This is a genomic window from Acinetobacter sp. SAAs474 (assembly GCF_032823475.1).
GTDB lineage: Bacteria > Pseudomonadota > Gammaproteobacteria > Pseudomonadales > Moraxellaceae > Acinetobacter.
The window spans coordinates 1-11,846 of record NZ_CP127911.1 but is presented as its reverse complement, the minus strand read 5'-3'; the positions used below and the strand labels follow the sequence as shown (position 1 = coordinate 11,846).

Annotated in this window: 12 protein-coding genes; 7 read left to right on the top strand and 5 right to left on the bottom strand. The window is 34.3% G+C overall.

All coding sequences use genetic code 11. The features are described from left to right. Positions 1-1,486: 1,486 nt before the first annotated feature. The 3 genes from QSG86_RS00275 (at position 1,487) to QSG86_RS00265 (ending at position 4,262) form a co-directional block, all read left to right on the top strand. Positions 1,487-3,208 carry a type IV secretory system conjugative DNA transfer family protein gene (locus QSG86_RS00275; RefSeq protein WP_317032857.1) on the top strand — a complete coding sequence of 574 codons (1,722 nt, stop codon included), beginning with the start codon at positions 1,487-1,489 and terminating at the stop codon, positions 3,206-3,208. A gap of 3 nt (positions 3,209-3,211) precedes the next feature. After that, entirely contained in the window at positions 3,212-3,961 is a 750-nt protein-coding gene (mobC, locus tag QSG86_RS00270; protein WP_317032856.1) for a MobC family replication-relaxation protein, read from the top strand. A gap of 64 nt (positions 3,962-4,025) precedes the next feature. After that, positions 4,026-4,262: a hypothetical protein gene (locus tag QSG86_RS00265; RefSeq protein WP_317032855.1), complete on the top strand. Its 237-nt coding sequence runs from the start codon at positions 4,026-4,028 to the stop codon at positions 4,260-4,262. A gap of 81 nt (positions 4,263-4,343) precedes the next feature. Here the strand turns inward: QSG86_RS00265 and QSG86_RS00260 are convergent, their stop codons facing one another. Beyond that, on the bottom strand, positions 4,344-5,525 hold the full coding sequence (locus QSG86_RS00260) for an MvaI/BcnI family restriction endonuclease (protein ID WP_317032854.1): 1,182 nt from the start codon (positions 5,523-5,525) through the stop codon (positions 4,344-4,346). 79 nt (positions 5,526-5,604) lie between these two features. Here QSG86_RS00260 and QSG86_RS00255 point away from each other — a divergent pair, with 79 nt between their 5' ends. Continuing rightward, a complete protein-coding gene (locus QSG86_RS00255; RefSeq protein WP_317032862.1) occupies positions 5,605-7,155 on the top strand; it encodes a DNA cytosine methyltransferase in 1,551 nt (516 codons plus the stop codon). A gap of 109 nt (positions 7,156-7,264) precedes the next feature. Further along, positions 7,265-7,435, top strand: a complete 171-nt coding sequence (locus QSG86_RS00250; protein ID WP_317032864.1) for a hypothetical protein — start codon at positions 7,265-7,267, stop codon at positions 7,433-7,435. Here QSG86_RS00250 and QSG86_RS00245 read toward each other — a convergent pair whose 3' ends face one another. After that, positions 7,436-8,296 (bottom strand): ImmA/IrrE family metallo-endopeptidase, encoded by an 861-nt coding sequence (locus tag QSG86_RS00245; protein ID WP_317032861.1) that lies wholly within the window; start codon positions 8,294-8,296, stop codon positions 7,436-7,438. Beyond that, the gene (locus QSG86_RS00240) at positions 8,289-8,624 is read right to left on the bottom strand and encodes a helix-turn-helix transcriptional regulator (RefSeq protein ID WP_317032860.1); all 336 of its coding nucleotides are present in this window, start codon (positions 8,622-8,624) and stop codon (positions 8,289-8,291) included. Before QSG86_RS00240 ends, QSG86_RS00245 begins: the two co-directional genes overlap by 8 nt. Positions 8,625-8,832: 208 nt before the next feature. Here QSG86_RS00240 and QSG86_RS00235 point away from each other — a divergent pair, with 208 nt between their 5' ends. Both QSG86_RS00235 and QSG86_RS00230 read left to right on the top strand, forming a co-directional pair. Continuing rightward, entirely contained in the window at positions 8,833-9,012 is a 180-nt protein-coding gene (locus QSG86_RS00235; RefSeq protein WP_317032859.1) for a hypothetical protein, read from the top strand. 103 nt (positions 9,013-9,115) lie between these two features. Then, entirely contained in the window at positions 9,116-10,060 is a 945-nt protein-coding gene (locus QSG86_RS00230; protein ID WP_317032858.1) for a hypothetical protein, read from the top strand. A gap of 253 nt (positions 10,061-10,313) precedes the next feature. Here the strand turns inward: QSG86_RS00230 and QSG86_RS00225 are convergent, their stop codons facing one another. Beyond that, a complete protein-coding gene (locus QSG86_RS00225; RefSeq protein WP_317032863.1) occupies positions 10,314-10,850 on the bottom strand; it encodes a plasmid replication DNA-binding protein in 537 nt (178 codons plus the stop codon). Between the two features lie 66 nt (positions 10,851-10,916). Further along, positions 10,917-11,846 carry a replication initiation protein RepM gene (gene repM, locus QSG86_RS00220; protein WP_057061315.1) on the bottom strand — a complete coding sequence of 310 codons (930 nt, stop codon included), beginning with the start codon at positions 11,844-11,846 and terminating at the stop codon, positions 10,917-10,919.

Below are 11,846 nucleotides of genomic sequence, written 5' to 3'. Positions count from 1 at the left end.
ATAAAAAGATTATGTTTTTAATTTCATAAGACGAGGCTATATCATCAACTCGCTTAATGCAAGGTAAACCTCGTTTTAATGCAAGGTAAACCTCGTTTTAATGCAAGGTAAACCTCGTTTTAATGCAAGGTAAACCTCGTTTTATAATCTCTAAGAAAGTTATAAATAAAGGTTTTTAGACCACCTAAAAGCATTTAAAAGTTTTAAAATAATTAAAAGCCTAGGGAGTGAAAAATTGCCCTTGGTTTTCGCTACGCTCAAACTCTATTGAACTTCGCTTTCGCTCAGTTCGTGGGGCAATTTTTAAGTTAATACCTGGTATAAGTCATCAAGAAAAAAAGAAACTCGGAATTCGCTTCGCTCATCAGTTTTTTATACTCGCTTCGCTCGATCTAGATACAAATAGATTTAACTCATCACACTATTTTTGAGAGTTTTAATACTTAAAAACATGTTTTTCAGAGGGGCGAGGCGCGACTTTTCATTGTGACAGCTCGTAGACACTCGCTTAAAAACGTTATTTTTCATTCAAATATATAAAAATAATAAAGCTTTTCACCGGCATAACTCATGTGCCGGTGAATGGTGCCAGTAAGCAGTGCCGGTAAATTAAGAATACCTATGATAATTCACGGTAACGCAACCGCTACGCTACCCTCTGAAACCTTTGCTATCGCTAGGTTTCAGCCCGAAAGGGTTCGGGATGGGTTTGCTAAAACGCTAGGGCGTTTTTACCTTCTTCCAAGGTCCCCGTCGTTGCGCTGCCGCGCACGACAACCCCCTTACTGAAAAGTATTGAGCTTCATTTGCTACGCAATGAACTCAACGAACTTTTTTAACCGTAAGAGGGTTGTCGTGCACTTCGTTACGACGGGGATGGGCTAGCCCCCCACTTCAAGGTCAGGCGTTGGGACGCCTTAAAAAATGGGTACGCTTCGCTTCCATTTTTTCCCTTTCGTGGCTCCCCCCTTGTCCTCTCCGCTGGGGCTTCGAGGATGCTTCACTGTCGTTCAGCCCCCCTTCGGGGCAACCGCGTATCAATATGCATTATGCATTTGGTAGAAATTGTCAGTCTTTATATTTTTTCTTGAAAAGCAGCAGATCTGTCATTGCTGCTGATTGAATAGATATTTTGCTAAAAAATTATCATTGGATTATTTAAAATAATCATATAAAAAAACTAGATAGAAGTATGTCTTTGAAAAATAAATGAAATTTTCATAATTATTATATATTTTTAATTATTATTATATTTGTTTTATTATTAATATTATTAATTAATAATATTAATATTTAATAATAATTGTTTTATTTAGTTTATATATATTTATTATTAGTGATAATAAATAAAATTAATAATTTATACTAAGCATATGATTTTTAATAATATTTTAAATAAATGAAAATCCTTTTTAATTAAGTAATATTTTGCCTTTATTTTAATTGATTTTAATTACTATATTTTTATTTTTTTTATTGAAGTGTCATGAAAGCATTTATAGTTTTTTTGATTTTGGTTTTTTCTTACTTTTTCATTCCAGATATTTCTAGAGGATTAAGTAAATTTTTTGAATATAGGTATGCACACGTAATTTCTTTAATCACTGGAATATTGATATTTATTTCATTTAATTTTGGTCAATCAGTAAGCTCAATTTCTAAACTCTTAGAAAGGTTGGTTTCTTACTTAACAATATTGTTCTTAATCACTTTTTTTGTATTGTGGGTAAATGCTTATTATTGGAAAAAAGTTACTGGTGCAGAGCTTATTATTTTCTTAGGATTCAGTACCTTAGGTTTTTTTATTTGTATTTTAATGGATCGTATTTTTACTCCTTCACTTGAGAAAGTAAAAGCAACGGTCACACAAAAATCTGGAACTCAGCGAGATGCGAGATCAGATATCAGAACGATTGATGAGAGCTTTACAGAGATATTGGAATATGATCCTGTACCGTATTTTAAAAAAGATGGGTGGTTTTTTGGTATAGGGGCTGATGGTTTACCCATTATGTATGAGAGTAAAAATCTTCCACATCTACAAATTACGGGCGCATCTGGTTTTGGCAAAAGTGTGGAGTTGGCATCGTTAGGATATCAGGCCATTTTAAAAGGAGAAACGTTGATTCATTTTGATCCTAAACAAGGTGGTGATGAGTGGACTGCGCATGTACTGAGGCAAGCGGCTCAAAATATGGGAGTACCTTTTTACTTCATAAATCTTTGTTCACCTGTGCCTCAAATTAATATTCTTCAAGACGCGACGATTGCTCAAAAGGTCAATCTTTTGGTTAGGCTTTTGAACTTGGAAAAGAATGATAGTAATGCCGACTATTTCCGAACGAAGAGTCGGAAAATGGCAAGATTTATTGCAAAGAATTATGAAGAAAATATGACCTTAAGAGAGCTGAGTTCCTTATATGGTCAGTACATTCAAGATCAAGAGGCTGATGGTTTTGCTGATGATTTAGAAGAACTTGCCGAAGTTGATGCGATTAACGCAAAGCAAGGTCTGTCTTTAAAAGAGGTCATTGAAAAAGGTCATGTGGTTTATATCGCGGGAGATTGGGAAGATCCCAAAAACGTGATGGCACAAAGAATGATATTGGCTCGATTTATTCAAATCGTGAGTGAGCGAGACAATACTGAAACGCCTACACAAGTTTGTATTTCTTTAGATGAGCTTTCTTTCCAAAACTCAAAAATATTCGGGGATGCTATTAAGATTATTCGAGATAAAGGTCTGCATTTTATTTTGGCTCATCAAAGTCTTTCAGATTTAAGGGATGTACCGCAAAACATGGATGCAAAAGCCTTTGAAGGTGCTGTTTTAACGAATTGTCCTCTTAAGTTTACATATCGTGCTGTAGATACGGAAACAGCTCAATATTTTTCAGATTTGTCTGGGAAAATTTTAATTGATGATGAGGCTCGAAATATTGAAACAACAATCAGTCTGAGTAATCGCGTGGTGGGTGAAAAGCAGATTCGTCAGGCAGAACGAAACTTTATTGATTTCAATATGATGTTATCTCTGCCTAGAAATACTGGTGTGCTTTTTGGGAATGGGCTTGCAAAGGTTGCGTCTGTTTATCCTGTTATGGTTGAAAAACATGCGGATACTAAGAAGATGATGCGTTTTGAAGAGGATGATACTCCTAAAAAATTAGATTCTGGTTCAACGCTTATTTTTCCTGAGTTGAGTTGATTCATGTCTAATTTAATTGCATCAAGAGTTGAACAAAGAGAAATAAGGGCAGCTAAAGAACATACGATTCTTTCATTTTTATTAGATGAGGGGTACAGCACCTCTAAGATACTGGCTTTAGTTCTGAATATGACACCGAACGGCATGCAAAGAATACTTCGTGCTATGGAGGTTAAACAGTTAATTAAATCTCATCAAGTGGCAGTGCCATTAAGCGAAAGGAAGCTATCAGTTTGGGGCTTAACACCAACGGGTGCATTTTTGGTCATACCAAAAAATGAGCTGTTACGGTTTTTTGAGGTAGGTCGTGTGAAACCCGTCACGATGGAGCATAGTTTGGCTCTACAGCGTGTTAAGGCAATAGCACTTAGGTCAGGCTGGCTTAGATGGGAAAGTAGCTCTAGGCTGCTTAAGAAAGCAAATGAGAGCCGTTCTACATGGGTGCAAGTTCCAGATGCAGTTGCATGCTCTCCCAAAAGTCGAAAAATCGCTATTGAGTTAGAACGGACTGTCAAAACGCCAAAACGTTATGTTGAAATTTTGGCGAACTATGCCGAAATGATCTCGAAAGGGGTCATTGATGAGGTGATTTATGTTTGTCCTGAGAAGTTAGCCCCCCGATTAGGAAGACTTTTTTACCGAATTGAAAAAATTATTTTTAAGGGAAAGGTCATCCCAACACCTACAGGTTTATTAGAGCGTTTTTATTTCATTCCATATGAGGAATGGGATATTAAAGCCAATGAATTTTAATTTTTTTTATTAGGTAAAAATCTTACTCACAACGAGCGAAGAAAGGGTAATTTTGGAGAATGTAATGGTTGAAATAGAGATTGATGAAACTGAAATAGGTTCCCTTTTAAACTTAGAAGGTAATTTCCTTCTAAGTCTTTCACCTGAAGAATATAAAGAACTCATTCTAGTACCTATTAAGTACGCGAAAGAGGGAAAATACTGGATGCAGTACTATGGCTTGAAATGCACGATTTCATACGATACCGCACAAAAACTTATAGAGATCGGTGTTCCAGTATCGGAAGTTTTACCTTATTAATTAAAAACCCCAAGTCATAGCTTGGGGTTTTTTTTTAATCTCGCATAAGAGATTTTATGTTAAATCTCAACCCAAGAACGGCTATAGACTGTAATGCTTTGGCTCAGGAAAAATTAAACTTAAGTGTTCAGGTTTTATTTTAAATAAAGGCCCTTTTTCGCTTGTTTTTCCAGTTTTATCTTTACGTTTGATTAAATGATCCATGGTAATTATTCCTTGTTCCATAAGTACAAGAAACTGGCTCGAAACAGGATTTTTAGTATGTGTAATAGAACTCAATGTAAAAAATTCATTACCATTTTCTATATCTGAATTGGCCTTGATCCAAAAAGTTTCTCTATGCTTTTCCAATAACTTATTTCTAAGGGTATCACCTAGCCAACTAACCACCGGCCCATCTGTTATGTGTAGCTCATTAAGTCGATCTTGTTCAAAATCCACTTCAAAGCCAAGACCTTGAGGATTATATGCATGTGTCTTAATCGTACAATATAGTTTTAAATCATCACCACGCTCATAACCATATTTATCAACGATTTCTTTACTACTTTTTAATGTGCTTATTGACCAGTCTGGGACTTGAGCGAATAAATTTGTACGGTTTGAAACTTTATTTAGACGACCAGATTTTAGTTCAATCCCTTTATAATCTGGAAAAGGTGAAGAATTAATTGGAATACCTAAAACATGCTCAATTGTTCTGCCTATCGCTGTATCATGCCGACCAGACATAACTGATTGTAATCTTCCTTTTTTACTTAAGTTTTCTAATAGACTAAGTAGCTCCATCGCTGTTTCTTCATAGTCATGAATGATCTTATTTAAGATTTGATTATGGGTCAGATCTAATTTTGAGATATTAAAAGCGTACAAGTCACCCTTATCAATAATTAGTGCCAGTTCGTCACCTGGTCCAGCTACATTTTTTAATCCATAAATCCAAATTCTTGGATCTCCTGATTTTGTTTCAGGACGATATAGGCTAACTTTTTGATCTTGGGTGTTGGTATCAGATATTACCAATTGGCATGGTTTTAATATTTTATAATTTGTTCCTTGTTTTTGTTCAGAATAATTGTGGTACTGGTTCTCTTTCAGGTATGTTCGCAAAGAACCTATGGCATCCATAATCGATTTATTAAGGCCAGTTTGTGTAATGGATAACAAACCGTAATCAATACCATTTTGAGCAAGATATTTTCTATTTTTTAATGAAAGTTCTGTTTGTTCAGTGTTGAGTTTAATAGGTGTTCGCTGATTCATATTAAATCGTATAAATGCCTGGACTTTAGGATGAGTGTACTTTAAAATGCCATGATATTTTAAAATTAAGGCACTGTAGTTGAACTATATCGAGTTATTTGCGGGTTGTGGTGGTCTATCTCTTGGCTTAGAAGCTTCAGGGCATAACTTAGTTATTGCTAATGAGTTATCACCAATGGCAGCCGAAACCTTTGCGTATAACTTCTTTAATGAAAGTTTAGATGAAAAAGCAACAAAGCATACGCTTTGGATTAATTCCAATTTTCCTAAACATGAAATGTCAAAAAGACTAAGAGAAAATCCTAGAACCTATCCATCTATAGTGGATGGCGGCTTTAGTGACTTAGATCAAAATACCCAGCTTAATAAAAAACTACTGGTTGGTAGCATTGTAGAACTTAATAAATTATTACAACAACAACCTGAATTATTAAGACAAATACAGGATCAGCATCTAGAAGGTGGTTTAGATTTAGTTTCTGGTGGGCCTCCATGTCAAAGCTTTAGCATGGCTGGATTAAGACAATTAGGAAATGAAAGAAACACCTTACCTTGGGAATTTGCCAAGTTTGTGGAGCTAACAAATCCTAAATTTGTATTGCTAGAAAATGTTTCTGGGATTTTAAGAGCTTTTAATACAGAGGCTGGGCAATTCTATGCCTGGTATGAGGTTGCCAAGGCTTTTTCAAAAATTAATTATGTCCCATTATGCTTACATGTAAATGCAAAATATACAGGGGTTGCACAGAACCGCCCACGATTTATTCTTCTAGGTGTTCGTGCTGATATTTACGCTAACATCATTCAAAAATTAAATAAAAAAGAGCAAGACATCCTAAAGCACAGCTATCAGTTTTTTGAAAAAGTTCAGTTAAATACTGATTTAGAATATGGGCACTTAAAGTATTTTGATGTCGATAAAGATACAACGTTTTTTCATGGCACCTTTCTTGAACCATTAATTGCCTATAAGGGCCAAGAATTCTCCGTAGCTGATGCGATACAAGATTTATCTATAGAAAATCACCAGCCAAGATCTAAATATGTAAAGAAACTAGATACGCTGTTCAATCCTTTGTTGAATAAACATAAGAGCTTAAATAATTATGATCTTAGAACGAATGGTGCTCATGTCAAAAAGCGTTTTAAGTTATACCAAAATTTAAACTTGGTTTCTTCTAGTACGAAAAAAGAAGTACAGCAGATCTTAAAAGGCTTAACCCTTTTACTTTCTGATAACGCATTTGATGAATTAAAAAATTTAACCTTTTTAAATGAAGAAGGCCAATCGATTAATTTTTCGAATAAACCTGAGTTTGTACAGTATTTACAGGCACATCAGACAAAGAAACAAACACAGAAGGCTTTAGTCGCGCATCAACCTGCACCTGCGGCTTTGTCTATTCCTGATGATGCTTGTCATTACTGTGATTTAAGAACACTCACTGTTCGAGAAATGGCTCGAGTACAATCTTTTCCAGACAACTTTAAGTTTTTATCTAAGGTAACGACTGGTGGTCAAATGAGGAAATTTGAAGTTCCCCAATATACTCAGGTTGGTAATGCAGTTCCCCCACTATTAGGGTTTGCTTTAGGTTTAGTAGTTAAATACCTAATTGATTTACAATAAATTTTTAAAGTAGCCATTCAATTAGCTTTGGATAGCTACTAAATTTTTTTAAATTAAGTATTGAGAAATAATAGATCAATAAAATTCTGGGGGACTTCTAGGAACCATCATGTCAGCACCAAACTTCAAACTGATACCCCTTAAAAATTATCGTCATGCCTATCAGGTTGAAGATATTTCTTATATGGATACAGAAGATCCAAGATTTACTTACGCTCTTATTTATTTAAAGCCTACTGATAAAAATATTAAAAATACGAAATACTTTATATTGTTATAACTAATTTTGGTTTGAACAATACCAAAGTTCCTCATCACGAGGAAGTTTTAAAATAGTAATAATACGATCAAGGCTTTCAGTTAAAAGTTTATATTCTGTCAAATAACCATGAGGTGCTGCACCCTCAAACCAAATATTTGTTTGAACAAGAGAACCTTCTAAACAATTTGGGGTTAAATGATTGGCACAAAGAGATTTTTCAGGAATTTGAATAATTTTCTTCCGCGTGGGAAATACAGCTTTTGCCCGATATGCTCTTTTACTTGAATAAGACCATTTCATAAAACCATCAATAGAAATAATTGCCACCATATTTTCATCAGTTAATTCCAGCCATTTAATCAAAATGGCTTCCAATGAAACACCATAGCGATTGGTGCAAAAACTGAGAAAATCGAAGGAAAAAACTTGCTGTTCTGTAATTTTTCTAAAATCTCGAATAGGTACAAGTAGATTAGACGCAAATAGGTTTGCTTGATCTTCTATGTTGATTTGATCATCATCAAATTCTCGAATAATTTGTTCTGAACACATGAACTCTTCTTGTTGAGTTCTATGAAGAACATAATGTCCAATTTCATGAGCTTGCGTGAAACGAATCCTTTCTTTGGAAGGGATCGTATTATTGTAAAGTAGCGTCCAACTGTTATTGTTATTTTTAAAAAGAACCCCTTCAAATCGATCAACATTCGCAGATTCAACTTGAGATATAGGATCATTCCAGTTAAAAAGCGTATGTATATTTTTTGCCAAAAACTCTAGGTCAACTGGAAATCGCTCAATTGAATGAGGATAAATCGTATCAAGCATTTTATTTATTTTCGTTGATGCTTTATAGGGAGTCCAGACTGTTTCAGTCATTTTTATTCCCCGCTTGCTTCAAAACATTCATAATATCCCTAAGCTGTGCTTTTTGACTCGACTCTAAATTTTTATAGTTTCTAAAAAAAGAATTATCGCTATCAATTTCTGTGGGTTCACGATCATCTTTTTCTAAAAGAAAATCTGTTGTAACGTCAAGATGTTCTGCAATTTGAGCCAATATCTCAGCGGATGGTTTCTTTGCATCATTGTTTTCAAGTTCCCACAAATAACTTTTGCTAATGTTCGCTTTTTTTGCAAGACCTTCTAAAGTCAAATTTTTACCTTTTCTGAGTTTTTTAATTTTATCTCCAAGTATGGTTGACATGTTGAGTACTCCTTAAAGCATATTTTTCATGATAAAAAATTTTAGCATATAAAAGTTCGTAATAGAGGTATTTATTGATTGACAATAATGTTAAATAAGGTTAATTTTTATCCTAAGTTCGTAATAGAGGTATTTTTATTACTTTTTTTAAGGGCGAAATTTAATTTATTTTTTGGATATCTCAGTCTGCATAGTAAAGGAGCAAGACATGGCTAAAAACACTGGTAATGATTACCGCATTGGTTCTATCAAAGACAGGACTCAACTTAAACATCCTCAAAATCCAGATTATTCGATTAAGAGAGATACAGGTACTGGGCGATTCATGAACGTCAAGGAGGGTGATTTCAAGGGCGTTGCTCATGAAAAAGATCATCGCCGAAAGTGAGTGTTAAGAGCTTTTACACCAAACTCTAATCTACTTTCAGAAAAGCACTGGTGTAAAAGCTATTTAATTATGGTTAATTTAAATTTATGTGGAGGAAGGGGTAATGAATTTTTTATATTCTTCGTACAAGTTAGATTATAAAAATCCAGAGTGTAATTTTTTAAACATAAACCTTGATGAAGACACTTGTTTATTTGTTGATGCCTATGCGATGTCTAGGTCATCAAATCAGTATATGCAGTCAGGGCATAAAGCTTTACGAATATTTATGTCTGAAACGCTATTAGGATTAAAGAATTATATTCAAGATCAAACAGGTATTAATAGTTTGTGGCAACCAAAGTGCTTCGCTGAACCAAAAGGTACTGGTATTGGACTGGCTAAGAATGGGCATAAAGGTCGAGGAAGCCATGATGTTAAATGTCAGCAAATTATTACCGCATTGAGGCATTCAAAAGCTGTAGAAACAGGTGATTTAGAAGATTTAGAAGAGTTACTGTTGGTTATTGAAGGAATTGGTTCAGATACCATATCAGACATTACAATAAATATCGCCAAAAAACATTTTATTGAATATACACAAGAAAAGTGTCAAAAATTGAATATTCCAATGATTGTAACGAAGGAAAAAATCAGATATTTCTGTAGCGTAGATAGAAAATGGAAAAGCGATACATTCGAGTTACCACACTTAGATGTGGGGTTAAATAAAACTTCGAGTTACTTAATTTTTATCCCAAATGAAATTCTCGAAAAAAATATGGCTTATGGGTGTAATTATTTTTACACAAATATTGCAACTCCTATTTATGTTGACCAAGTTCTTCGGGCTGGATCATCTTTCATTTACTCACTGAAAGATGGGAGTAAAAGAGTCAATAAAAGGGAGATGCGTAAGGAAGATACATATAAAGGTGGTAAAAAAAGAATGGATGGTTTTATCTCGGATAACCCCAAGTCGCTTAAAGAATATAGAAAGTTTGTTGCAGATAAACGGTATAAGCGAAATCAAGAAAAGAAGAACCCAAAAAAAGATGATTCAGAATAATATTAAAACTTATTCATACTAGGATCAGATTTAAAGAAATCAATTTCTAGTATGAATAAGTTAAGTTTATCTAAAATTAACATAATACACCTTATACGAAATGCTATTTTTATTCCTTTAAAAATCAATTTCTTATATACTATTAAAAAGCCCATTCCCCCTCGAATGGGCTTTTTTTATGATTTTTTACGTTCCACGCTTATTATTTAATCAAAGTTTCACGACTTTGTTCATATCAGTTAAACAATCGTGGTTAATCATAGGGTCTAAAAAAACGGCTCCAAAAGCCTCTTTTTTGTGGTTCCTGTTCTATCTGTTCAGGCACAGGAATGCGCTTGTTTTCAAGAGTAGTCAATCCGTCATAGTTCGGCTCTGGCTCTAACCGAGGATCTGTTGCTATATCCTGATTAGATTTCTGATCGGTAAACGTAGTCATATTGGCTTTTGGGGCTTCTAATAGACGTTGCATAGCTTCAATCTGTTCTTGATAAAACGATTCACGTTCTAGTGATTGATTTTCTCTCTGCACTGCCTGATTTAATTGTTTTTCTAGTATTTCAACTTGACGTTTTAATAAGTCAACTTCTGTTAAGTTTTGACTGTTAGTTGATTGACTTTGGTTGACAGTAGAGTTGTTTTTTTGTGGCTCTCCAAAGACCCTCAAAGCCTCTGAAAAGTCAATCAATCCATCAGATCCTTTTGATAAATTTCCTTTATTTATATGGGCATAAATAGCCTGTCTAGAGTATCCATATAGTTTTGCTAGTTCTGAAACTGACAGTTTTTTCATCATGTAAACCAGTTTTCAATTTGTGTTAATACTTGACTGTTAACTTTACAATGTCAATTAACAACCTCATTGAAACCCTACTTTTTTTAGTAAAGGAATTAACTCCTTAAATTTCTCTGAATCTTGCAGCATTTCAGCGATGCGTATAGCAAATTGTTGATAGCTTTCTGTACCTTGTGAATATTTACTCATCTCAGGAAGTTCGGAGAGCTTATTGGCGAATAGGTGACGTTGTTTATCTGTCATTGTTGAAAAGAGGTCTAATGTATTTGAATCTCTTTTAGATCCGACAGATTGAGTAGCCGACTTTTTTTGTTTAAAGCTAAATGAAAAGCCTGTAATTGATCTGCCCGTCTTATGCTGTTCAACTTTGACAGTAATATCGGTATGTTCATTGACTTGTTTTAATGCAATGTCTAAGACATATTTTTTAAAATCATACATTCGTTTGTATTCAGTATCGAGTACCCCTATTTTTTGTCTAAAGTCGTACAGGGTTATGAGAGGCGTTTTCCCGGTACTACGCCATGCAATTAATATTTCATATAAACGAACGGCATAAGCACTTGTTAAATTGCTTATTTGTTGTATTTCATACTTTGTAAATTGTTCTTCTAGTCTAGTAATTAAAGGCACAATAGCGGGAGCAAAGATAAGTCTAACAACAGCCTCATTATCAATATAAGCAACCTCACTCACCCATCTTGATTTGTGATTAATAACATTTCCTTTTTCACTAAGGCTTTGATAACTAAATTGTCTTGCGAATAGATCATCACAAGCATCTTTTAATGCTTGATAAGCTGTATTTCGATGAACACCAAATTGATTGATATAGCTTTCAGCATGAACTGTTAGAGGATCATTAGCATTTATTCCTTTACCCGACTCCCTTGCTTCAAGGATCGCTAGAAGAATTAACCGTTGCTCCACTAGATCAAGGTTATAACTGGCATTAATTAAGGCATTATCTTTAACTATTAGTTCTGTTTTCAT

Excerpts from the sequence above, each read along its gene's own strand:
- QSG86_RS00275 (WP_317032857.1), top strand. The coding sequence starts at position 1,487 with ATGAAAGCATTTATAGTTTTTTTGATTTTGGTTTTTTCTTACTTTTTC.
- mobC (WP_317032856.1), top strand. The coding sequence starts at position 3,212 with ATGTCTAATTTAATTGCATCAAGAGTTGAACAAAGAGAAATAAGGGCA.
- QSG86_RS00265 (WP_317032855.1), top strand. The coding sequence starts at position 4,026 with ATGGTTGAAATAGAGATTGATGAAACTGAAATAGGTTCCCTTTTAAAC.
- QSG86_RS00260 (WP_317032854.1), bottom strand. The coding sequence starts at position 5,525 with ATGAATCAGCGAACACCTATTAAACTCAACACTGAACAAACAGAACTT.
- QSG86_RS00250 (WP_317032864.1), top strand. The coding sequence starts at position 7,265 with ATGTCAGCACCAAACTTCAAACTGATACCCCTTAAAAATTATCGTCAT.
- QSG86_RS00245 (WP_317032861.1), bottom strand. The coding sequence starts at position 8,296 with ATGACTGAAACAGTCTGGACTCCCTATAAAGCATCAACGAAAATAAAT.
- QSG86_RS00240 (WP_317032860.1), bottom strand. The coding sequence starts at position 8,624 with ATGTCAACCATACTTGGAGATAAAATTAAAAAACTCAGAAAAGGTAAA.
- QSG86_RS00235 (WP_317032859.1), top strand. The coding sequence starts at position 8,833 with ATGGCTAAAAACACTGGTAATGATTACCGCATTGGTTCTATCAAAGAC.
- QSG86_RS00230 (WP_317032858.1), top strand. The coding sequence starts at position 9,116 with ATGAATTTTTTATATTCTTCGTACAAGTTAGATTATAAAAATCCAGAG.
- QSG86_RS00225 (WP_317032863.1), bottom strand. The coding sequence starts at position 10,850 with ATGAAAAAACTGTCAGTTTCAGAACTAGCAAAACTATATGGATACTCT.
- repM (WP_057061315.1), bottom strand. The coding sequence starts at position 11,846 with ATGAAAACAGAACTAATAGTTAAAGATAATGCCTTAATTAATGCCAGT.